Origin of the sequence: Psychrobacter sp. ANT_H3 (assembly GCF_027919975.1) — a bacterium.
Classification (GTDB): domain Bacteria; phylum Pseudomonadota; class Gammaproteobacteria; order Pseudomonadales; family Moraxellaceae; genus Psychrobacter; species Psychrobacter maritimus.
This window is the reverse complement of sequence record NZ_JAQISM010000022.1, coordinates 48,046-71,706: the sequence shown is the minus strand read 5'-3', so window position 1 is coordinate 71,706 and position 23,661 is coordinate 48,046. Positions and strand designations below refer to the sequence as shown.

Here is a 23,661-nt window from a genome sequence, read left to right as displayed (position 1 = left end):
GCAGCACTTCAACCCTGTGAGGTTTGTCAGAGGCTTTTTATTCGGTGGTGTTCTAAAAAGTATGCTGGCGATAGAAGTCAATAAGAAATCTATGCTAAGTTCTCTGATTCTATAGGGCTTTCAAGGCTTCAAAAATTGTTCAAGTTTTAATCAGCATACTTTTTGACACACCACCGAATATTGAATTAGTTAACCGGACTTATAACAGCCTAATGCCATCTAAATAAGACCTAGACGATCACACCTGAAAGACAGGCGCGAATCCACCGCCTGGCGTACGGAAGTTAGTCACCTGACCTTGATACACACGCGCAGCAGGTAGTAACAGTTTTCCGCCATACGTATAAAGACGTATATCTACCTTTCTTGTTGTTACGATGTCATCAATTTTGAGTGATCTCTCTCCTGCAGGGACAAAGGTCTGTGCGATATAATCTTCATCCAGAATGTTTTCGAAGACGCGTCGAGTCAGTTTGCTACCGCGATAAACGCCTTTGCTTCCATGACCAGCAACTGGCTTAAAAAACAGTTGCCGCCGAGTAAGCCACAACTCTGCTGCATCGTCTCTTGATACAATCTTAGTCCTCGGTACAGACCTTTCGAGGCACTCCACTGCAGCCTCATCCAGACCCCAAGAGCGCAATATTTGGGAGTCTGATAGCAATGTCAGGTTTTGCTTATTGGCCAACATAGCATGTACGCGGGGATTGGGTGTCACTACCACAGCACCCTCTAAATAAGCCTGCTTAAGCAATACATGGTCAGGGTCCTCAAATGCAAAGTCGACAAGCCGATTGTAAATCATATCGATTTTCTGGCCATGGGCTGTTAACGTACCGTCGATATACTCGAGTTCAGAGGGATCAAGTATCACAGTATCAATACCTCTAGCTTGGAGCAGTTGACAGGCTAACTCAAACTCTAAGAACATGAACTGACTCTCGGGGTCATTGTCCACAATGGCTATCCGATTGGGCATAACAACAGCGGACTGTCGCTGCCATTCCTGTTTGAACATGTCAAACACTGCTTCCTCGAACCTATCTAGCATTTGATTGGTTGCAGCGCTTTGCTCTGAGGGGTTGCAACAGCGTTTTTGTGCGCGAGCGAGCAACACATTCAGAAATGCGCCACCGGCATTAGTATTGACCTCGATGAGCTGAGGTCCATCGCTACCCAAGTGAAAGTCATAACCCATGAGGGCCCCTATTGGGCCTGGGTCGAAAGCAGCTATTTCTGGTGCCCACGACAGCACTTGCTCTTGATACAATGGCAGTTCGGCAGCTGACTCGATAGCCCTGACGATTCGCTCCATCGCCTCTATCTCTGTTTTGGGAACGAACACGGGTGTTGCTGAAAAAAGCTTATTAAGCTCGTTCGCTCCTATTGGATTGTTTCTAGTTTCTACCAATTGATCTTGAAGGCTTGTATTAAGCGCTTTACGATCAAGGGTAATGCAGTAGCACTCTTGGTTAAGTCGATTTGCAAGACCGTCATTTTTTTCGTTGTTATTAGTTGGGTGTTCCATTTAGAGTCCGTCGCTAAGTAGAGTACTCACGCTGACATACTCTAGTAAAAAGTAAAAAGTAAAAAGTAAAAAAGGTTCTTGGCGTGTTTAAGTAGTGCTAGCTACTTTCTAATGTTTCATTCCCTGAGACTAAATCATTATTTCGTTCATTTTTAATTAATATCTTTGCTAAGAGTAAACCCAGCTCAAATAATAGCCACATAGGAATCGCCAACAACAGCATTGATACACCATCAGGCGGTGTCACTACCGCGGCGATCCCAAAACAGCCGACTATGATATAACGACGCTTATCTTCTAAAATTTGAGTAGAAACGATTCCGGCCATTATCAGCAATAAGGTAACCACTGGAATCTCAAAAGTCAGTCCAAACACCATAAATAGCTTGAGGGCAAAGCTCAGATAACTGTCAATATCGGTCATTGGTATAACGTTCTGCGGAGCGAACATAATAAAAAATTTCAATACCCCTTTGAGTACGACAAAGTAGGAAAAAGCAACACCAGCATAAAATAGAAATATCGAAGATAGCAGTACAGGAATGGCAATTTTCTTCTCTTTTTTATATAAGCCGGAAGCTACAAATGACCAAATTTGATACAGGATATAAGGCATTGCTAAAAATGCGGCGACGAATATCGTTAAGCGAATGGGTGCCATAAAGTTTGACGTTATATCAGTGGCAATCATGGTCGAATTGATGGGTAACTGCGCCACTAATGGGTCTGATAAAAGATTATAAAGCTCGCGTGAAAATCCCACCAATACTAAGAATATAATTAAGACGACCACGCATATTCTTATTAAGTGCGTACGCAGCTCGATTAAATGTCCGGTAATAGGCATATCGCCAAGCGTACCTAACGTATCTCCAGACTCACTATTCTGTGTTGTATCTGTTGGCGCCTCAAACTCTATATCTGTTATTTTTTCTTGTCGACTTTTTTGCCGTTTAAATAGGCTCACTGATCCGCCTCCTGTTTAATGAACGAGGAGGTAGTATTCTGTTGATGGTCTTTAGCATAAGGGGTGATTGACTGATGTGAAGCGTCTAGGCTTTGGTTCTGTGACTGCTCAAACTTTTGCATACTGCCACGCATTTCTGCTAATTCGCGCTTCATATCCGACTCGGTCTGACGGATTTTCGCAAGTTCATTTTGCATTTGTTGACGTGTTTCAGCTAGATCAAGCTCAGCTTCTATTTCAGATTGTAGAGTGGATACTGTACGGCGCAGTTTGGCATACCATTGCCCAGCGGTACGTGCGGCTTGCGGCAGTTTTTCTGGGCCCAATACGATTAAAGCAATGACGCCAAACAAGAGTAATTCGGAAAACCCAATATCAAACATAACAGTCACATATATTAATAGACTACTTAGTGCCGCTATTTATAAGCGGCGCGCTTCATACTTTAGGCTGGTCATCAGTGGAAATAGGGCTGATTTCCATATCATCAGCCTGATTACCTACACGCGTATTTAAATCATTACTTGCAGCTGGCGTACTATTTTCATGGCTAAGCACATGATTTTTGCGAGCATTCTCGGGTTCTTCATCTTTGACCGCTTCTTTAAAACCCTTCACCGCACCGCCTAAATCTTTACCTGCATTTTTAAGCTTGGCAGTACCAAATACGACCACCACTACGACCAATAAAATCAGCCAATGTGTAATAGAAAAGCTGCCCATAACGGTATCCTTATATTTTGTGATCTTGTTTAGACCAGTATGTGTCAGTGTGCTTTAGAACACTTTTTACCGTACCAGAATTATAGTTTCAAACGGCGCAATCGCAGCGCGTTAGCAATCACCGAGAATGACGACAAGCTCATCGCTGCCGCTGCTATCATCGGACTGAGCAGAAGCCCAAATATGGGATAGAGCACACCTGCGGCAATAGGAACACCAAGTGCATTGTAGATAAAGGCAAAAAACAGATTCTGTCTGATATTGCGCATGGTGGCGTGGCTAAGCTTATAAGCTTTGGCAATGCCCATTAAATCACCTTTTAGCAGGGTAATGCCCGCACTCTCCATCGCCACATCGGTACCGGTTCCCATAGCGATACCAACATTAGCTTGCGCTAGCGCTGGTGCGTCGTTGATACCATCACCCGCCATAGCGACCAATTTACCGCTGTCTTGCATTTCTTTGACGATACGGTTTTTATCCTCTGGTGAGACATCCGCATGAACTTCATCAATACCTAGTTTATTGGCGACTGCCTGCGCGGTTTTTTCGTTGTCACCGGTTAGCATCACAACTTTTAAACCTGCGTCATGAAGCAGTGAAATAGCCTCTTTAGTGCTTGGTTTAATAGGGTCAGCAACTGAAATAATACCAGCAGCTTTACCGTCTATAGCCACAAACATTACCGTTTCACCGTCTTTTCTACGGACATCAGCTTTAGTGGACAGCTCATTATCAAAACTATTTAGGCTTTCCATAAGCTTAGAGTTACCAATAGCGACTTTCTTACCATCGACCACGGCTTGTACGCCTTCGCCAGTAGTCGAATTAAAGTCAGTAGCTTTAGGAATAATGAGTGATCTTTCTTGAGCTGCTCTAACGATAGCTTCTGCTAAAGGATGCTCGCTAGCGCTTTCTACTGAGGCTACCAATGCGAGGAACTCGTCTTCATCTTGACCTACCTGCGCATCAATTGCGGTAAGCTCGGGCTTACCAGCGGTCAGTGTTCCGGTCTTGTCGACGACAATGGTATCGACTTTTTCCATACTCTCTAACGCTTCAGCATTTTTGATGAGGACGCCGTTTTGCGCGCCTTTGCCGGTACCAACCATAATGGACATCGGCGTCGCTAGACCAAGGGCACAAGGACAAGCAATAATCAGTACCGCAATCGCGTTAACCAAAGCATAGGTCATAGCGGGCTCAGGGCCGAATATCGCCCAGACAATAAAGGTTATGATAGAGCTGACAATAACAATAGGTACGAACCAACCCGCCACTTGATCTACCAAGCGCTGGATAGGCGCGCGGCTACGCTGGGCTTCAGCAACCATTTGTACAATTTTAGATAATACTGAATCTGCTCCAACATTGACCGCTTCGACTAATAGCGTTCCGGTGCCATTTACCGTACCACCAGTCACTGTATCTCCTGCTACTTTTGATACAGGGATTGGCTCACCCGTCACCATTGATTCATCAACATTACTATTACCATCGATCACTGTACCATCTACGGGTAGTTTCTCACCTGGTTTAACCCGTAGCTTATCGCCAGTGACGACCTCATCAAGCGAGACTTCGACTTCTTCACCGTTTTCATCGACACGTCTTGCGGTTGGTGGTGCGAGCTCAAGCAAAGCTCTAATCGCACCTGAAGTTTGACTTCTAGCTTTGAGCTCTAATACTTGACCCAGTAGCACCAAGGTCACAATGACCGCTGCCGCTTCATAGTAGACTCCGACTTGACCAGAGGCATCTCTGAAACTGTCTGGGAAAATATCGGGGAAAAAGGTCGCGACAATACTAAAAATATAAGCAGCGCCTACGCCTATCGCAATCAAGGTAAACATATTTAGATTGCGGCTTTTTATAGACTGCCAGCCACGGACGAAAAACGGGGCGGCGCCCCAAAGCACTACAGGGGTCGCGAGCACTAACTCAGCCCATTGTAAGATCTTTGAAGAGATACCATACTGACTAAAATTAACTACGTTTAAGTCAAACATACCGCTCATCACATATATTAATAGCGGTACAGTCAACACGGTACATATCCAAAAACGACGAGTCATGTCGTCAAGCTCTGAGGTGTCCTCTTCACCGATAGTAAGCGTTTCGGGCTCAAGCGCCATACCACATATCGGACAACCGCTATTTCTAACGTCTCTCACTTCAGGATGCATAGGACAGGTATATACCGTGCCATCGTAATCAGCAGGTACTTTATCGTATTTACCGCCTTTAACAGATTTTACTCCGCTACTATCAGTATCCTTTCCATGACAACTGGCGTGACTATCATCTTTAGCAACTTCGTCTTCAGGTTTAAGAAACATGCCACATATTGGGCAGTCACTTTTTTCAACATCTCTTACTTCTGGATGCATAGGACAAATATAAATCGTGCCGTTATAATTTTCTGGTATCTTGTCGTACTTATTGCCTTCGACAGACTTTAACTCAGTACTATTATTAGCATCCGCTTTATGACAATGCGCATGACTGCCCTCATTACTGTTGGATTCAGCAACCTCGTCTTCAGGTTTGAGAAACATGCCGCATATCGGACAATCGCTCTTCTCAGTATCTCTAACCTCAGGATGCATCGGGCAGATATAAACCGTACCACTATAGTTTTCTGGCACTTTATCGTACTGACCACCTTTGATAGATTTTTCATCGGCAATATGTTTCATAAAATCACTCCTTGAAGACAATAAATAAAGCTTTTAAAGCACAATCATCAACCTTTAATTGCTATTCATCTAATTACTAATCTAGATATCTCGAAAATTAAGTTTCAATTGGAACTTAATCTTTATTACGCAAATATTTGAGTAAGGCCATAATAGTCAATATCAGTACCGCAAAAACCAGTACTGTAAACAATAAGGAGACAATAGATTCTCCCCAACCCATACCGTGCATCGATCCATTCATCATGCCGTGCATAGTCCCGTTCATCATACCGTGCATCATAATAACCATTACAAGGACTCCTTGTTTGTTATTTCCTTAGTATAAGTAATGATATAGTGCTAGTGTGTGAACGTACACCTCTCAATAGTCTGCTTACTTAATAACACCTAATACAAAGTGCTCAAAATTTGTGACTGCCTATTCCAACTCATCAATAAGCGCTTGCATCTCACCGATTTCACGCTTTTGTGCTTCGATAATGTCATCAGCAAGCTGGCGTACACGTGGATCTTCGATATCAGCACGCGAACTGGTCAAAATAGCAATCGAGTGATGCGGTATCATCGCCTGCATCCAATCCACTTGATCGACCGTTTGTTGTGATCTAACGCCCCATAAACCAAAGGCAAATAGCACGACACTAATCCCATAAACCATTAGATTGACCTTAGTCTTTTTATACATATTGGTCATAAAGGCGAGCATAATAATAGCCATCATAGCGCCCATATATAACGCCATATAAGCTCTGGTTTCGCTAAAATAAACGTGATCCCATTGATAAGTATTAAAATACATCATGATAAACATCACGACTGTCGATGTTAAAATCATGATTGTGAACTTTACATAAGGGTTCATTTGCTTCTGTTTATTATCCATATGGTTATTCATATTCTTGTCCTTAATTTAGTAAAAAGGCACCTAAATAAAGAGGTGCCTTTTTTTAGAGCTAGTGTTATAAACTGTTGTTACTTACATGGTTAACACTAGAACCAAAATTTCACACCAGCTGTAACGCTACTAGAATCAACAGCTTCGTCTTCTTGACGTCGCAAATCTCTTGCGTTGCCTAAAGCGGTCTCATAGCTGATACCCACATAAGGCGCGAGCTGACGACTTAACATCTCGTAAGTAAGCCTAACGTCAGCCCCAAACTCATTAAAGCCTTTAGTAATATGGTTATCTGTATCATCTTTGCTAAATGCCGTCAGCTCTACTTCTGGAATCACTACCCAATGTTGATCTAAGCGCCACTCATACTCCGCACCTAGATCTAGACGAACTTGCCCATCAGTATATAAATAAGCTCTAGCATCGGTTTCGATGAAGTAAGGTGCAGTGCCTGCAATACCAGCCATCACGGCAGATTTATCATTTTCGGTATCATAAGCAACACCGGCTTCCCCATTCCAAAAAATACTAAGTGGCTTCCAGTAAGATAGTGAGGTTAAGCTATCAATTTCTTTATCATCTTTAGTTTGGATACTACCTTCGCTACGTAGCGTTACGCGGTTGCTGTCTGTACCGTACCACGTATCAAACTCATAATTGATTTGATCATCGTCAAATTGATAGCCCAGATCGTCTACTGATACGCCCCATAACGGTAAGCTACCCATCATCACAGGCTTACCAAAGCGACCATAGGGAACACCGTTTGAATAGTCAGGACTGCGAGCATCAGCTGGAGCTTTACCACCTTGCATACCTGACATATCCATACTGCCATGGTCCATGCCTGACATATCCATACTGCCATGGTCCATGCCTGACATATCCATACTGCCATGGTCCATGCCTGACATATCCATGCCACTGTGATCCATATCCGACATGTCCATACCAGACATATCCATTTTGCTATGATCCATATCCGACATGTCCATACCAGACATATCCATTTTGCTATGATCCATATCCGACATGCCCATACCAGACATATCCATGCTGCTGTGATCCATATCTGACATATCCATACCAGACATGTCCATACTGCCATGATCCATGTTCGACATCTCAGCAGCGTTTGCTAAAGGTGACATTAGTAGCATCAAAGATGACATGCCAATAAACGGTAGACCTACTTTATATATTTTCATAATAAGGCTCATATTCGAAGGTTTATTAAACAACGGCAACTTCTCTAAACATCCCTGCTTCCATGTGATAGAGCAAGTGGCAATGCCATGCCCATCTGCCAGCTTCTCCGGTGACATCAAAGCTTATCTTTTGTGCAGGCTGTACCATTATCGTATGCTTACGTACTTGAAACTCACCTGAAGGCATCCGCAGATCGCTCCACATACCATGCAAATGCATGGGATGATTCATCATGGTGTCATTGACTAAGGTAATACGTACGCGCTCGTTGGGCTTAATATTGACCGGTGCGGCATCTTTGAACATAACCCCGTCTAGAGCCCAAATATAGCGCTCCATGTTTCCCGTCAGATGTATTTCAATCTCTCTGGTGGGTTTGCGCTGCTCTGCCATTATCTCATCGCCGACAGAGCGCAACTGACTATAATTCAAAACCTTTCTATCAATGTTACGTAGATTAATACCAGGGTCATCAAGGTTCATACGCGGACTATCAACGCGCATATCGGACTTAAAGTCATATTCTGTTTTGGCATGTTTAGCGTTATAGCCATTCGATCCCATGGCGCCCATCATGTCGGCCATCGTCAGCCATTCGATTTTGTCCATAGCAGGTATCGCAGGACGAGCACCTTTTTTGGTAGCAAGTGTTGTTGCAACATAGCCTGACCGATCTATGTTTTGAGCAAATATGGTATGCGCGTCTTTAGTGGGCGTCACGATGACATCATAAGTCTCGGCCACCCCAATACGGAAATCATCGATATCGACGGGACTGACATCAATCCCATCCGTCGCGACGACTTTCATTTTTAGGCCGGGGATGCGTACATCAAATATCGTCTGCGCTGAACCATTAATAAAACGTAGTTTGACAGGCTGTCCAGCCTTGACAAGTTGCGTCCAGTTAGCCGCTGTGGTTTTACCATTCATCAGATAGGTAAAGGTTTTTTCACCAGACAGATCAGTAAAGTCTGTCGGCATCATCCGCATCTGATTCCACATTTTGCGCTTATCAAAAGCAGCTTTTAGATCTGTTGCGGCAATATCGGACAGTAGCTTTTTAAAATCTGGTAAATGATAATTATCAAAGTCTGCGCGTTGCTTTAATAGTTTAACCAAGTTGTGCGGGTCACGGTGCGTCCAATCACTGAGCAAAATGACATGGTCTTCCTCGATAGGATGACGTTCGCGCCCTTTCGGCTCAATGACGATGGCCCCGCGCATACCGGTTTGTTCTTGGAATCCAGTGTGCGAGTGATACCAATAAGTGCCAGATTGTTTCAGCGTAAATTTATACGTAAAGGTGCTATTTGCTGGTATACCATCAAAACTAATGCCGGGCACGCCATCCATCTCAAACGGTACTAGTAGACCATGCCAATGAATAGAGGTCGACTCATTCATTTGGTTATGGACGCGTATCACTACCGTATCGCCCTCGCGCATTTTTAGCGTTGGCGCTGGTAATGAGTCATTAATGAGCGTCGCCGTGCTTGACTTGCCATCAACAATGATGGGTTTTTTGCTGACATAAAGATCAAACTCTTTGCCTGTCAGTATGGGTACTTTATGATCGGGTTTATCACTGTTAATAGTAGCGCCCTGACTGCCTGAGCGACTCGATTGTCCCAATGCGCTACTAGCAATAGTCGGCATCAATGAAGCACCAAGGACAGCAGAGGATCCGGTTAAAAAACGTCGGCGGTTCAGTATGTTCTGTTTATTCATAATGATGACCTAATTTAATTTGAGAGATGGTGGTTAAGCTTATAGTTATAATATTTTCGATATTTAACAGAATCTATTCACATCTAAGCCAACACTACAGCTGCTGCTGAGGAGACTCAATAGCAGCATAGACTTCTGTGGTGCCGTCTTTATTAAGCTGCATTACCTTATAAGGCATGAATTTACCTTCATACTCCATACCGGGGCTACCAACCGGCATACTCGGTACGGCAAGTCCAATAGCTTGTGCAGGAGGATTTGCTAAGAATTCAGCCATGTGTTTAGCAGGGACATGCCCTTCAAAGACAAAACCGTCGGTGGTAACGGTGGTATGACAAGAGCGCATTTGCTGTGGTACGCCATAACGCTCCTTAAATAAGGATAGATCTTCCACATCGTGCGTGGTTGCACTTAATCCATTGTTTTTTGCATAGCCTACCCATTCTTTACAGCAGCCGCAGTTGGCATCTTTATAAACCGTGGCTGAGACGTTTTTGAGTAATGATGACGAGCTGTTAACGGGAGCATTTGTAGGAGCAGAACTTTCATTTTGTACTTGTGCATTCTGGGTAGCAGACTGTTCAACCTTTACTGGTTGAGAATCAGAGCCACTGGTATTAGATTGGCTGCAAGCGGCTAGCGTTAACGAGAGTGACGATGTCACCATCAATAAAAGGACACGACCGGATAACCAGCTATGTCCATTAGAAAGCACATGTGTGTAATGTCTCATTAAATTACTCCTAAACGTCTATTGTTATGCTCGATATTCTAAAAACTTACACCCTATATTTGAATTCTTATGTACTTAACTAAAAACATTAAATGCAGCACTGTTCAGTACTGCATTATTAATAGCGACAACCGTGAGTTAGGAGGCTTTCATATCTAGAAAGTATTAATGCTGCATTCCAGATCCATCATCCGACATATTCATACCCATATCACCACCATCTGACATATTCATATCACCGTCAAATGACATGTCCATCATATCGCCATCTATCCTAGTGGTTAGCATCGTGTATTGGCTTTCATCTAATTCAGGTAACGATCTAATGAAGGCTACCATTGCCCACATTCTACCGTCATCATGGGACGCGCCCCACGCAGGCATTCCAGATGCCATAATACCGTGCTTAATTGCCCAAAAGCCTTGCTTTGCACCGTCTTCTGTTTGATAACGTTTGACAATATCAGCCTTGGTAAAGTTGGGCGGCTTTGGATATAAGCCCTCACTAAAGTCAGTTTGTGCCACTCCCGGAGACAAGTGACAGCCTGCACACATATCCTTATAGTCCGCGCCACCAGAACTGATTAGCTCAACCTTCTCTAAATCTGGTACCACAATATCTTTACTGGCATTTTCTATGGAACGATTGCGAGCAGTTTCTAAAAAGCTAAACATCATTGGGCTATGCTCTTGGTCAGCTCCCACATTGACAACGCCACTAGTAACAACCGCAAACACGCTAACGATTGCCACAAATACGGTAAAGAGCGCACCCAATAAAAATTTCATATGTTTTCCTAACAATTTATTTCCGTTAAGTGTTGACTGCTATTTAACAGAGCTAAAATTTTTAAGATTTACTGTCGTTAGTAACGCAGTGTTTTTGGTACATTTGCTTCATTTTACCCATGTTAGCCATCATCGCTTTCATGGCAGGATCGCTCATGTCCATCTTGCTATGATCCATTTTTCCCATCATATCCATATGCTTTTGCATTTTTTCACAGTTCATTTGATCTTTTTCAGCATGCATTTTAGGGTCATGCGCCATCGCTGAGGTTGATACAACAAGGGCGATAGCCGTCATTGCGATTGATTTAGACAGTAATTTAAATTGTGACATGATTAACTCCTATTGTTTGGATTAAAGGCTATTGAGTTCAATAGCTGTTAAACCAGCCTAAATGATACATTAATCATTCTGACTGGTAGATGACGTTAAGATTACAATGCTGTCATTCTCACTGCTTTAGATTACAATGCTGTCATTCTCACTGTTTTAGATTCTAATGCGCGATATATTCATTTAATATGGCTTCAGCATTTCTATCACGATCGCTACCATATTTTTTTACAAAATACTTTTCAGACTGCAAATGTTGATCTTGATGTTGAACCTGACAAGCCACTCTGGCGTCGACATAACTTTTCTTTTGCTCTTTGGACATTTGTGCATCATTATGATCTGCGTTTCTTGCAAAACTAGTGAGCGCATCACAATTACCGAGAACAGAAGCATCTAAGTTTGTGGTATGCGCATTGGCCGCTGACATGCCCACTAACATCGATACTGAAAGCAAAGCTGCTTTTTTTAATGAACTATAATTTTTCATATAAGACCCTTTAAAGATAAATAACAAACTGTTTAAGTAGGATAATTGCTTTACTCGTAGAGGCAGTCTGTATCAGAGACAAGCCAATATGCGGAGTTGATTTAGAATACTAAATGGTGGCTGACAGCTAGATGACACGGATATTACATGTTCGTTAGGAACAGCATAATATTGTCATCTTCTTGTCATTAAAACCAAATACCAGCATCTGTCTCTATCCAAAGAACACTGTTATAACAAGGGTTCCTGATAAATATATGGCTGATAAGCTAACAATGTTAGTGATACGCTGTTGACAACTATAATGATATAAAGGTAAGCAACGATGAAAGTACTGTTAGTAGAAGATGAGAAAAACCTTGGAGAATATATTAAGAAAGGCTTAACTGAGGCCGGTTTCATCGTGGATCATCACATGACAGGTTTGGATGGCTATCATGCGTTAATGACTGAAGATTTTAGTGTGGTGGTGATGGATGTCATGCTGCCTGACGTCAGCGGCTTTGAGCTGATACAGCGCTACCGTGCTGCTGGAAAGCATACGCCTGTTTTATTTTTAACCGCTAAAGATGATTTAAGCGATCGGATTAAGGGCATTGAAATTGGTGGCGATGATTATCTGACCAAACCTTTTGCTTTTGCCGAGCTAATTGTCCGAATAAAAAGCCTATTGCGGCGTGCCAATCAATCAGACTATAAAAGCTCTGTCATACATATGGCTGACCTAAAAATGGATATTGCTAAACGCACTGTATATAGAGGCGATACCAACATAAAATTGACTGCTAAAGAATTTGCTTTATTACAACTTTTCTTAGAACGTCAAGGTGAGGTACTGCCACGCACTGTGATTGCCTCACAAGTATGGGACATAAATTTTGACAGTGATACAAATGTCATTGACGTCGCTATAAGGCGCTTGCGGATAAAAATTGATGATGAATTTGATATAAAGCTGATTCATACGGTACGCGGAATGGGCTACAAGTTAGAGCCACTGGCTGTCGACGTGGATAGTGGCATGGGCGACGATAGTATTAATAAAGACAGTCTGACATCAAATGAGACATAAATCTAAGAATCGGCGTTGGTCACTGTTATGGCGAACTGTTTTTTTACTGACAATATTTGTTGTTATCTCTCAAGTTATTATTTATATATGGGTTCAGCGCTCTGTTAACGAGCACTTTGAGCAAATGGACTCAGAGATTATTACCCATGCAGCTTTTAACCTGCGTAAACGCATGGTGAATTTTAACGATCACATAGAACCTTTTACAGTGTCAAAGTCGCAAGCGCTAATTGATGCCAATCATCTACATTCTTCTTGGTTAGACTATGATTTAAAAACGTTAATATCAGACAAAAACGGCAATTTATTGTCCAGCGATCCCAGTAATTTCATCAATGATCTACCGGCAGATTTTAGCTTGTTACAACTATTGCAGGACTATCGCGATCAGCAGTTTATGATCAAGATAAATAATAGGCATTACCGAGCCATTATCATTACACATCAAGAGGTTTTGGCATTTATTGCTCTACCTATCGATGTGCATCATCAATATCTTATCCAGTTTAATCGCCAGCTGAGCTTGATACTTATCGCCATTACCTTATTATTGGTTTCAGTAGCAGCACTAAGTGTACACTGGGGTTTTGCTCCCCTAGCTACTATCGTACAAAAGATGAAAGGCATTAATCTTCAAAGGTTAGATGAAAGAATTGTGGTTGGCGATATGCCGTTAGAATTACGTCCACTAACGGAGTCTTATAATTCTATGATGGTCAAGCTTGAAAGTAACTTTGAATCATTATCACGGTTTTCAGACAATATCGCCCATGAGCTACGTACGCCAATAGCGACGCTGAGTACGCAAACGCAAGTCATGTTAACTAAGCCAAGAGAAAGCGACGAATACATTGAGCAATTGCATCATCAGCATGATACGTTAAAGCAGTTATCCGCCATGATTAACGATATGTTATTACTGGCAAAAACTCAAAAAGAGCTGAGTGATTCGCAAATCAGTCATGTCGATATAGAGAGCTTGATCACAAAGCTTATAGATTATTATGAGATGATTGCTGAGGATCGTGAGATAATCTTTGAAAAATCGGGTGATTTTAAAACAGTACTAGGTGATAAAGGCTTATTGCAACGGCTGTTTGCCAACCTGATGTCAAATGCGATTTATTATGCGGCTAGTAATAGCACTATTATGATATCCGCTACTGTCCTCACTTCAAGCACCTCGCTTAATGCGCCAAAAGACGATATTCAATCCCCAGAGCAGCTCTGGTTAAGAATAACTATGACCAACCGTCTAGACAAACCATTAAATCAGATTGAAGCCGATAAACTGTTTGAGCGATTCTATCGTCATGATAAAACGAATACGATGCATTCAGGAACAGGCTTAGGCTTAGGCTTATCTATTGTGCAAGCTATCGCCAATGCTCATAATGGCAAAGTTAGTATTACTATCAAAGATGAGTGTCTTTTTGAGGTTGCTGTAAAGTTGTTGATTGCCAGGTAGTAAATACCTTCATACTGTCTATGAACGAGCCTTTCCTAAATTTCGTGTAAGTACTTCTACAATCTAAATGATAGTTACACACTTTTTAGGAAAGGCTCGACAATGCAAGAGCTAATCTTAGCATGGGAAATATATCAAAATTTTTAATTCCTATACCTCCTCTAGCTGAACAACACCGTATCGTTGCTAAAGTCGATGAACTAATGGCTATTTGCGATCAGTTAAAAGTTAAGCTACAGCAGTCTCAAGAGACACAGGTTCAGCTTACCGATGCGTTGATTGATAGGGCTTTAGGGTGAGTTTTAATGTTGGAGCAATCACGTTTTATATGCCTTAGTACAACTAAAAGAAATAAACAAGACCTTCTATTAGCAGTGATATTTTAAAATCAGGTATAATAACCTTGTATGTATAACCCATATTGTGCAGAATTAAAAGTGCACAATGCTATTATAGCTGTTAAGGCTATGTTATTAGGCGTCTTGTGCATAAATTAGGGGTTATAATATTCCTAGGTGTGCCATTTAATATCGCCAGCTACGCCTTGCTTACCCATATGGTGGCGCAAGTGTGTGGTTTAGAAGTTGGTGAATTTGTTTGGACGGGTGGCGATTGTCATATTTACCAAAACCATCGCGAGCAAGTTGAGCTGCAACTGACACGTGAGCTTTATAGCTTGCCAACTTTGACCCTGAATCCTGATGTGACCGATATTTTTGCCTTTAACTATGATGATATCAGCATCGATGGTTATGAGTCGCATCCTGCCATTAAAGCCAAAGTTGCCGTCTAAGTTTTTATCGCTTGAATGTTAAAAAACAATAAAAAGGATAGGTTATGAGTTATGCCAATACCGAAGTTGCCCAGATTGCGGCTATCAGTAGCAATCGCTGTATCGGCAAAGGAAATGAGCTGCCGTGGTATATCTCAGCTGACTTGCAGCATTTTAAAAGCATGACGACCAAGCAAAGCGATGGCGCAATACAAGGTATCGTCATCATGGGTCGTAAGACTTTTGAGTCGATGGGCAGCCGACCACTGCCAAAACGTATCAGTTTTATCATCACCAGCCAATTAGATTATGCTGAGCAAAGTGGCTTGGTCGGTAGCGAAAAAGCTTATGTGATGCATAATTTAGACGATGCACTCACCCAAGCAGCAAGTTTGGCTCATGGTGCGCACCTTGATACCATTTGGGTCATCGGCGGCGAGCGCGTGTTTAAAGAAGCGATGATGTATACCGACCGTGTCGAGCTAACGCATGTCGATACTGATATTATGGATGGCGATGCCTTTTATCCAGAGCTGCCAAATGAGTTTGTAGTCGCAGCAGAATCTGAGCAAATGAACGATGAGAAAAGTGGGCTAGATTTTAAGTTTGTGACTTATAAAAGAGAAGCTACTAAATAATAGCAGTTCATGAATTTAAAATATTAAGAAAAAGAGGCTGTCCTAGATAATTCTAAGACAGCCTTTTTTTCTTATTGGATTTTGTTAGCAGAAACTTAAATTCAGCACATATTACTAAAATTATTCATGCAGCACTTTATAAACAGTTTTCGCCAATATCGGACCAATTCCCTGCACGCCAGCCAGCTCTTGCTGTGACGCACCAAGTAATTGCTGCATACCACCAAAGTGATTAAGCAAGTCACGACGACGCTTTTCACCCAGCCCCGGTATGACCTCTAGCACTGATGACGAGCGGCGCTTATCACGCTTCTTACGGTGCGCAGTAATGGCAAAACGATGCGCTTCATCGCGAATATGCATTAATAAATGCAGCGCCTTACTATCCATCGGCAAATCAAGCGGCTCATGGTCAAGGAAATGCAATACCTCAAGCCCAGCCTTACGCCCCTCGCCCTTTGCCACACCGATAAGTAAGGTATCGCCTAAAATGCCCAACTCTACCAGCACCTCTTTTGCCATACTGAGCTGACCTTTACCACCATCAATCAGCAATAAATCAGGCAATGGCTGCTTTTTATAACGACGCGTTAGCACTTGCTTCATCGCCGCATAGTCATCACCGCCGACAATATCATGAATCGCATATTGGCGATAATCACGGCGGCGCGAGCCACCTTGGTCAAAGACCACACAGCTACCGATGGTCGCCTCACCCATGGTATGCGAGATATCAAAACACTCGATACGGTCGATGGTTCGATCAGTAACCTCTGCTAGCACCTCTTTAAGCGCGCCAAAGCGGGCATGCAATTCTAAATAATCACCAAGTTTGGTTTTTAGCGCATTATTGGTATTAAGTTTTGCCAAATCTAACCACTCAGCGCGGTGCTCACGGACGTTAGTTTTAATAACAACCTTGCTACCAAAATGCGTTGCCAGTGCTTCACTCACCGCTATCTGATCGGGTAGCTCATGACTGAGTATAATTTCTGCTGGCAAGTCATCGGTTACCTGAAAATAGAATGAAGTAATAAACGCAGATAAATTATCAGCAAGCGGCTCACTGCTATCAACATCAGGGAAATAGTTCTTACCACCGAGCACGCGCCCGCCACGCACCGTCAATACATTGACACAGGTCATGCCTGCTTGGCTGGCAATAGCTATTACATCGGCCTCACCTTGTACGGTATAAACAGCTTGCTTTGCTTGGACTTCGCGCAGCATAGACAGCTGATCACGATAAAAGACCGCCTTTTCAAAATCTAACACTTCAGCCGCGCCTTCCATTTTTTCAATCAGCGTACTATGGATATCGCTAGAATCGCCTTTTAGGAAACGAATGGTATTATTGACGTCCTCGCTATACTCTTCTGGCGACACCAAACCAACACAGGGCGCACGGCAACGCTTAATCTGATACTCAAGGCATGGGCGCTTACGCTGTTTAAAAAAGGTATTGGTACATTGGCGCATCTGAAACATTTTTTGCATGAGCACCAGCGTCTCTTTTGCCGCATGCGCCGATGGGAAAGGACCAAAAAACCGGCCTTTTTGGTGATTGCCCTTACCGCGCCCATAAGCCAATCTGGGATAAGGTTTATCCGCTGAGATAAACACATAAAGGTAAGATTTATCATCACGCAATAGCACATTATAAGGCGGACGGTGTTCTTTAATCAGATTTTGCTCGAGCAGCAGCGCTTCGGTTTCACTACGGGTAATAATGGTTTCGATATTATGAATCCGCGCGACTAACGCTCGCGTCTTTGGATGGTCAATAGTCTTAGCAAAGTAGCTATTGACGCGACTTTTAAGCGACTTGGCTTTACCGACATAAAGAATATCGCCATTTTTACCGAGCATTTTATATACCCCTGGCAAATTTGGCAGGCGCTGAATCAAATGCTTAAGACGGGCTTTTTTATCGTCGACGGGACTCGATGCTGAGACATTAACCATAGAATTTACTGCTCTCAAGATACTGATATATAGCTATTTATGGGGCGATAGTGAGCGTTTTACAAGAACCTTTATCAGCTTAGCAACAACCATAAAAAAAGCCAGCACCAAGGCTGACTTTTTGCAGAAAAACAACCCTACAGTGCGACTAGTGACGGAAATTTGGTAATAGTGCTGGGATACCTGGCAACATACCGACGATTGCCATCACCCCTGTTAATATCACAAACGTGACCACAGGAATAATCCAGCGGCTCATTTTGGTCAGATTGGCACTGCGCTCTTTCGAGCCAATTAAGCCTAAATTATCCAGTACTAGGGTAATTGACCAACCAAAGGCTGGATTTACCAAGGCTGACGCAAAGACAACAATAGCGGCAGACTGAGTGGTTTTACCCTCGCGTGTCATCTCCATCCCAGCTTCAAGCAATGGGATAAACACACCAACAATCAGCGCCACACACATCACCGGTTCCCAAATCGCCAAGTCCATTGGATAACCCCAAATACCGGCAATAAGACAAAATACGCCCGTTAATACCGCACCGGCTGGAATAGGACGCTTGGCAATTGCTGCAGGTACAATATACGTGCCCCATGACGATGCAAAGTTCGCGCCGCCTAGTAAAGAACCTGCTACCTGACGAATAGAAGCACTGGTCATCGTATCATCGATATCCATAAGCACGCGCTCAGTGCGTTTTGGATAGCTAATTTTTTGAAAGACTTGATGACCTAAAAAGTCTGGCGACCACATGGCGACGGCCAACACCGCAAAGGGTAACACCACAACGAAGCTTTCAATGGTTGGCAAGCCGAGCATCCAACCGGTATCTTCACCCCACCAATACATAGGGTTCATGTGCGGTAAACCCGGTGCCGTTTCAAAGGCAAAGGGCGCGCCCATCGCAAAGGCAACCCCGCCACCTAACAGACAGCTTAGCGGCACCGCAAGCCAGCGCTTTTGGAAGTTCTCTAATACGGCATACAATATAATCGTCAGTAGAATGACCACAAAGGCAATATGCGCCATGCCGATACCTTCTGCCCACGCAAATAGGTTTTTGACTTGCGAGATGGTACCAATAAAGCCCAGATACAGTAGCAAACCACCGCACACGCCTTTACTGGTCAAGTTTGCCAGCAGACTGCCCCCTTTACTGATGGCCAGTAACAAGCCAAAAGCACCGATAAGCAGACCAAAGGCCATTGGGTGACCACCAGCGGCAACAACGATAGGAATCAGCGGAATCAGTGGACCATGCGTACCAGCAAGGTTGGCGGTCGGCAGCAAAAAGCCTGAGAATAAAATGACAAAAAATGCCACGATGAGCAGCTCATAACGCACGTTTTCTAGGACAAAAGCATCGCTCAAACCAAGAGGACCTGCAAAGGTTGCCGCAATGGCGCCCACCATCACGACTTTACCAATGGTCGCTGCCATCGCTGGAATCGTATCTTCATACTCAAAACGATAATCACGGAACGGCAAGTTTGGACGCCAGCGTTTCGGCTGCATAATTTGCAATTCATGATTGAGATAGGCGTTACGATTTTTAAAACTAGAATTGGGCTTATGTAAGTCTACATAGCTGTCTTGCAAATCACTATCAGAAGGGGTTGGTTGCTGCGGGTTAGACCCTGAGGCGGGAAGCTGTGTACCACTCATCACATTTCCTTATGTCGACTGAGGTTTGAGCGGCGCTACTACCCTAAGAGCGGGTAAATATGACGCTGCCCAAAACAAAATTGCGGCTATTGTAAGGCATCGGCAAGGATAATGCGAGGTTTTATAGATGAAAAGATACCATACGTATCGTTATGAAAAGTATTTATTATGGCTTAGCAGGTAACACCCATAAAAATGTAATGAATCCACGGAAACGATAAGCGGTATCATGGTCATTTTGCGCTTGTTACGCTTTAAAGCTGGTGAGCTTAGGGGTTTTTCACTATGATAAATATCTCTTTATCGCCCATTGCTTGATAGCTCGCATTTAAAAGCAGCAAGCACGGCGGTCAAGGTTGACTGCATACAATAAAAATACTTCATACGATGAAAAAATCCATACGATAAGATTAGCAAAACCGGAAAAGCCAATAGGAAATATTGATGAGTTTACTGCCTAAAAATCTTGAAACGCTAAAACGTAATGCCAAAAAAAACATCATGCCATTACTCACCCCTTATTTGCTTAAATTGCGTATCAACACTTATGCGCCCTACATCGGTGCCGGTATCAAGATTGAGCATATCAACCTAGACCAAGGTTTATGCGTGGTCAACATGGGGCTAAATAGCTTAAATAAGAATATCGTCGGCACCCAATTTGGTGGCAGTCTATATTCGATGGTTGATCCATTTTATATGCTGATGCTGATGCACCAACTCGGTAGCAGCTATGTGGTTTGGGATAAAAGCTCACACATTGAATTTATTGCCCCTGGTCATAGCAAAGTCACCGCGCGCATGAAAATCCCTAGCGCTGAGATTATTACTATTCAGGAATTGGCGAAAGAAGGTGAGCCGGTATTTCGTGAATATAAGGTCGATATCGTTGATGAACAACAGAAAGTCATCGCGACTGTGACTAAGACCCTTTATATTCGACTGCGTAAGTACAGCAAATCTAAAGACCAAACCAACCGTATAGACAACCTCGAAAGCTAACGTTAAGTTTGAAGCGTTCAATTAAAATAAAGCCCCACATACAAAAACCCCAATCTGGCATGCGCACAGATTGGGGTTTTGTCTTTTTTGGTATGGCCCGCTTATTTATAAATAAACCTATGAATAAGGGCTTGTATCTACTTTTACTTCACAATGCAGCCGTACAATAGACAGCTGAATCATAAAAGTAATTTTAAGCGCGATGCTTAAAATCAGATACTCGGTACAGTCTAAGCGTCAGTTTTTTTCTGAGCCGCTTTAGGAGCACGAGCAACCAACTTTTCGCGGATACGTGCTGATTTACCAGAGCGCTCACGTAAGTAGTATAGTTTCGCACGGCGAACTGCGCCACGGCGTTTCACTTCAATGCTATCAATGATTGGTGAATGCAATTGGAATGCACGCTCAACACCAACACCGCTTGAAATTTTACGAACGGTAAATGCTGAGTTTAGACCGCGGTTACGCTTAGCAATTACAACGCCTTCAAAAGCCTGTAAACGCTCACGCTCACCTTCACGTACTTTTACTTGAACCACAACGGTATCGCCGGGTGCAAAGCTTGGGCGCTCAATCAATTGAGCATTTTCGATGACCTGAACCAATGGATGCTTGTTGCTCATGAGAGTTATCTCCTCACATTAGATAATAGAGGCTTGACGCATATCACCTGTTTGTAATAATTAATCATAGCTGTTATTAATATCTTGAATTAATAATAGCTACAACGTAAATGGGTTATGACAAACGGCCATTATGCTATGACTCGTTTTATTACTGCTCAAAATTTTATTGCTTAACTGTTTATGTTTTTAACCGCTATTAACGTGGCTTTTTATCTGCTTTAGCCAATGCTTTGAGCCACTTTGCTTGCTCTACCGTTGGGGTAAACGCTTGCCATAAATCGGGACGTCGCGCTTGCGTGCGACTGACCTGTTGGCTAAAGCGCCACTTAGCGATATTGGCATGATGTCCTGAAAGCAATACCTCAGGAACCGCCATACCAGCAAACTCATGCGGCTTAGTATAGTGTGGACAATCAAGCAAGCCATCGACAAACGAGTCTTGCTCAGCTGACTTATCATCACCCATAATATCAGGCAGACGACGTATCACACTATCCATCAGTACCATGGCTGGTAGCTCACCACCCGTTAAGACATAATCACCGAGCGATATCTCCATGTCGACATACTGCGACAGTAAGCGCTCATCAATACCTTCATAACGACCGCATAATAAAATCATGCCGTCATACTCAGTCATACTGACCACACTACTCTCGCTGAGCGTTTTGCCTTGTGGTGACATATATATCACCGGACAATGCTCACTATCGACACGGCAGCCATGTTGACTGGCTCGTAGGCGGGCATCCTCAATTGCTTGGGATAATGGCTCAGCCATCATCACCATGCCAGGACCGCCGCCATACGGGCGCTCATCAATACGGCGATAATTATCAGTGGTATAATCACGCGGGTTGATGCATTCAATCGTGACTTGCTCCTGAGTGACTGCCCGACCCGTGATTCCAAACTCACGAATCGTGGCAAACATTTCAGGGAAAATACTAATCACGGCAAAATACATCTGATGTCTACTTGCACAAGGGATAACAGTGGCTAAATAAATCGGTGTGACTATTAACAATTTTTAATGATAAAGCCGAAACTTATCTCACCAAAGCTTGTCTTAATAATTTCTTATTAACCATTACTGATTAATAATCACTTATTATTAATAGTCACTTGGCCATGCCACAAGCACGGTTTTTTCAGTCATATTGACTTCAATCACTGTTTGCTTATGCCAAGGTATCAGGCGCTCTTCTTTATCCAAACTGTCTGAATTTGCCGTTACGCGCATGATGTCATGGGCTCCGGTTTCAAACATTTCAGTGATATTGCCTAGATACTCATCTTGCTCGTTTATCACGCGCAAGCTGACCAAATCCGACCAATAATATTCGTCTTCCGCTGTTTCTGGCAAAACGTTTTGTTCGACCCAAAGGGTTACCCCATTCATGGTCTCAGCAAGGTTACGGTCAGGTATTTGCTCAAATTGAGCGACAATACCTGTCCCTTGCTCACGCCAAGCCTTTACGGTCAAAGGCTTCATGCCAGTAGCAGTTTTCATCCACCAAGGCTGCATGTCAAATATTGCCGTACGATCATCCGTATCGCTAAATACCCACAGCCAGCCTTTAATGCCATAAGGCTTTTTTAGCTGACCAATTTTCATAAGTGCACTAGCGTTTGGAACAGATGACATAACGGCTAACCTAACGATGATTAAAACAGCAATGCTGAATACAGTTCAATCAAAAGCGATAAACGCAATCAAAAGTAATAAACAGTTAATGGCGCACCCTGGTCAGACCAGTTACGCTATGTTTTCTAAAGTCGACTAATAAACGCAAACATCACGCTATCAGTACTTAGTAGCCAAAACTTAAGCAGTTGCTTCAGTTTGAGCTACAGACTTGTTATAAGCTTTTGCTAATGAAGCAACGCGATCTGAAGGTTGTGCACCTTTAGCGATCCACGCATTGTACGCTTCCATGTTTAGGCGTACTGCTTCTTCAGACTCTTTAGCGAGTGGGTTAAAAAAGCCGATGTTTTCAATGTAGCGACCGTCACGCGCGCGGCGTTGATCAGCAACAACTACTTGATAAAATGGGCGTTTCTTGGCACCGCCCCGTGCTAAACGAATAACAACCATGTGAATTCTCTCTTTCGCAGGTATACCAAAAAGGGCATAATTATAGCACAGTCTTGTTTTATTGAAAACATAAACTGTGCTTATTTAATTATTTATTAACAATAGCTTAAATAGCAATGCATGTAAAACATAATTCATAATTCGTGGTCTATTTATTGGGCTTGACCCTATTAAATTGGCTACTAATTCTATCGGTAAAGCCAACAACCGCATTATTTGATTATGCTATCCTACAAGCAAACGCTAAGAC

The 23,661-nt window shown here is 43.0% G+C and carries 23 protein-coding genes and 2 pseudogenes; 6 read left to right on the top strand and 19 right to left on the bottom strand.

Annotated elements, in window-relative coordinates; genetic code table 11:
• Nucleotides 1–238: 238 nt before the first annotated feature.
• The 13 genes from PG901_RS11100 to PG901_RS11040 all read right to left on the bottom strand — a co-directional run bounded on the left by PG901_RS11100 (nt 239) and on the right by PG901_RS11040 (nt 12,101).
• The gene (locus PG901_RS11100; protein WP_100271371.1) at nt 239–1,528 is read right to left on the bottom strand and encodes a hypothetical protein; all 1,290 of its coding nucleotides are present in this window, start codon (nt 1,526–1,528) and stop codon (nt 239–241) included.
• 97 nt (nt 1,529–1,625) lie between these two features.
• Complete coding sequence (gene tatC / locus PG901_RS11095; protein WP_011959994.1) at nt 1,626–2,495, bottom strand: twin-arginine translocase subunit TatC; 870 nt, start codon at nt 2,493–2,495, stop codon at nt 1,626–1,628.
• Entirely contained in the window at nt 2,492–2,878 is a 387-nt protein-coding gene (gene tatB / locus PG901_RS11090) for a Sec-independent protein translocase protein TatB (protein ID WP_011959993.1), read from the bottom strand. The genes tatC and tatB overlap by 4 nt, the downstream gene beginning before the upstream one ends.
• 55 nt (nt 2,879–2,933) lie before the next feature.
• The gene (tatA, locus tag PG901_RS11085) at nt 2,934–3,218 is read right to left on the bottom strand and encodes a Sec-independent protein translocase subunit TatA (protein ID WP_011959992.1); all 285 of its coding nucleotides are present in this window, start codon (nt 3,216–3,218) and stop codon (nt 2,934–2,936) included.
• Nucleotides 3,219–3,298: 80 nt separating this feature from the next.
• Nucleotides 3,299–5,917 (bottom strand): copper-transporting P-type ATPase, encoded by a 2,619-nt coding sequence (locus PG901_RS11080; RefSeq protein ID WP_271134423.1) that lies wholly within the window; start codon nt 5,915–5,917, stop codon nt 3,299–3,301.
• A gap of 115 nt (nt 5,918–6,032) precedes the next feature.
• The gene (locus PG901_RS11075; RefSeq protein ID WP_201555241.1) at nt 6,033–6,188 is read right to left on the bottom strand and encodes a hypothetical protein; all 156 of its coding nucleotides are present in this window, start codon (nt 6,186–6,188) and stop codon (nt 6,033–6,035) included.
• 150 nt (nt 6,189–6,338) lie between these two features.
• A complete protein-coding gene (locus tag PG901_RS11070; RefSeq protein ID WP_037059145.1) occupies nt 6,339–6,815 on the bottom strand; it encodes a DUF305 domain-containing protein in 477 nt (158 codons plus the stop codon).
• A gap of 95 nt (nt 6,816–6,910) precedes the next feature.
• Nucleotides 6,911–8,023, bottom strand: a complete 1,113-nt coding sequence (locus PG901_RS11065; protein WP_271134422.1) for a copper resistance protein B — start codon at nt 8,021–8,023, stop codon at nt 6,911–6,913.
• A 25-nt stretch (nt 8,024–8,048) separates the two neighbouring features.
• A complete protein-coding gene (locus PG901_RS11060; RefSeq protein ID WP_238050473.1) occupies nt 8,049–9,755 on the bottom strand; it encodes a copper resistance system multicopper oxidase in 1,707 nt (568 codons plus the stop codon).
• A 94-nt stretch (nt 9,756–9,849) separates the two neighbouring features.
• Nucleotides 9,850–10,488 carry a DUF411 domain-containing protein gene (locus PG901_RS11055; protein WP_062844971.1) on the bottom strand — a complete coding sequence of 213 codons (639 nt, stop codon included), beginning with the start codon at nt 10,486–10,488 and terminating at the stop codon, nt 9,850–9,852.
• Between the two features lie 165 nt (nt 10,489–10,653).
• A complete protein-coding gene (locus PG901_RS11050; RefSeq protein WP_271134421.1) occupies nt 10,654–11,277 on the bottom strand; it encodes a c-type cytochrome in 624 nt (207 codons plus the stop codon).
• A 61-nt stretch (nt 11,278–11,338) separates the two neighbouring features.
• Nucleotides 11,339–11,611: a hypothetical protein gene (locus PG901_RS11045; RefSeq protein WP_011959985.1), complete on the bottom strand. Its 273-nt coding sequence runs from the start codon at nt 11,609–11,611 to the stop codon at nt 11,339–11,341.
• Nucleotides 11,612–11,774: 163 nt separating this feature from the next.
• Nucleotides 11,775–12,101 (bottom strand): hypothetical protein, encoded by a 327-nt coding sequence (locus PG901_RS11040; RefSeq protein WP_011959984.1) that lies wholly within the window; start codon nt 12,099–12,101, stop codon nt 11,775–11,777.
• A 325-nt stretch (nt 12,102–12,426) separates the two neighbouring features.
• Between PG901_RS11040 and PG901_RS11035 the strand changes: the two genes are divergently transcribed.
• From PG901_RS11035 to PG901_RS11015, 5 genes and pseudogenes are all read left to right on the top strand, one after another.
• A complete protein-coding gene (locus tag PG901_RS11035) occupies nt 12,427–13,173 on the top strand; it encodes a heavy metal response regulator transcription factor (RefSeq protein ID WP_271134420.1) in 747 nt (248 codons plus the stop codon).
• On the top strand, nt 13,163–14,641 hold the full coding sequence (locus PG901_RS11030) for an ATP-binding protein (RefSeq protein WP_068037363.1): 1,479 nt from the start codon (nt 13,163–13,165) through the stop codon (nt 14,639–14,641). The genes PG901_RS11035 and PG901_RS11030 overlap by 11 nt, the downstream gene beginning before the upstream one ends.
• Nucleotides 14,642–14,760: 119 nt before the next feature.
• Nucleotides 14,761–14,940: pseudogene (locus PG901_RS11025) on the top strand (restriction endonuclease subunit S); the annotation flags it as partial.
• Between the two features lie 206 nt (nt 14,941–15,146).
• A pseudogene (thyA, locus tag PG901_RS11020) lies at nt 15,147–15,434 on the top strand (thymidylate synthase); the annotation flags it as partial.
• Between the two features lie 44 nt (nt 15,435–15,478).
• Nucleotides 15,479–16,051 carry a dihydrofolate reductase gene (locus PG901_RS11015; protein ID WP_271134419.1) on the top strand — a complete coding sequence of 191 codons (573 nt, stop codon included), beginning with the start codon at nt 15,479–15,481 and terminating at the stop codon, nt 16,049–16,051.
• A gap of 120 nt (nt 16,052–16,171) precedes the next feature.
• Here the strand turns inward: PG901_RS11015 and uvrC are convergent, their stop codons facing one another.
• Both uvrC and PG901_RS11005 read right to left on the bottom strand, forming a co-directional pair.
• On the bottom strand, nt 16,172–18,016 hold the full coding sequence (gene uvrC, locus PG901_RS11010) for an excinuclease ABC subunit UvrC (RefSeq protein ID WP_271134418.1): 1,845 nt from the start codon (nt 18,014–18,016) through the stop codon (nt 16,172–16,174).
• Nucleotides 18,017–18,164: 148 nt separating this feature from the next.
• Nucleotides 18,165–19,685: a DUF3360 family protein gene (locus tag PG901_RS11005; protein ID WP_201619608.1), complete on the bottom strand. Its 1,521-nt coding sequence runs from the start codon at nt 19,683–19,685 to the stop codon at nt 18,165–18,167.
• Between the two features lie 444 nt (nt 19,686–20,129).
• On the opposite strand from PG901_RS11005, the gene PG901_RS11000 reads away from it, so the two are divergent.
• Nucleotides 20,130–20,687, top strand: a complete 558-nt coding sequence (locus tag PG901_RS11000; RefSeq protein WP_271134417.1) for a DUF4442 domain-containing protein — start codon at nt 20,130–20,132, stop codon at nt 20,685–20,687.
• A 230-nt stretch (nt 20,688–20,917) separates the two neighbouring features.
• Here the strand turns inward: PG901_RS11000 and rplS are convergent, their stop codons facing one another.
• From rplS to rpsP, 4 genes are all read right to left on the bottom strand, one after another.
• On the bottom strand, nt 20,918–21,310 hold the full coding sequence (gene rplS, locus PG901_RS10995; RefSeq protein WP_191690714.1) for a 50S ribosomal protein L19: 393 nt from the start codon (nt 21,308–21,310) through the stop codon (nt 20,918–20,920).
• A 199-nt stretch (nt 21,311–21,509) separates the two neighbouring features.
• Complete coding sequence (gene trmD / locus PG901_RS10990) at nt 21,510–22,280, bottom strand: tRNA (guanosine(37)-N1)-methyltransferase TrmD (protein WP_201619606.1); 771 nt, start codon at nt 22,278–22,280, stop codon at nt 21,510–21,512.
• Between the two features lie 147 nt (nt 22,281–22,427).
• Nucleotides 22,428–22,961, bottom strand: a complete 534-nt coding sequence (rimM, locus tag PG901_RS10985; protein ID WP_201563669.1) for a ribosome maturation factor RimM — start codon at nt 22,959–22,961, stop codon at nt 22,428–22,430.
• Nucleotides 22,962–23,141: 180 nt separating this feature from the next.
• Entirely contained in the window at nt 23,142–23,411 is a 270-nt protein-coding gene (rpsP, locus tag PG901_RS10980) for a 30S ribosomal protein S16 (RefSeq protein WP_010197931.1), read from the bottom strand.
• Between the last annotated feature and the right edge of the window lie 250 nt (nt 23,412–23,661).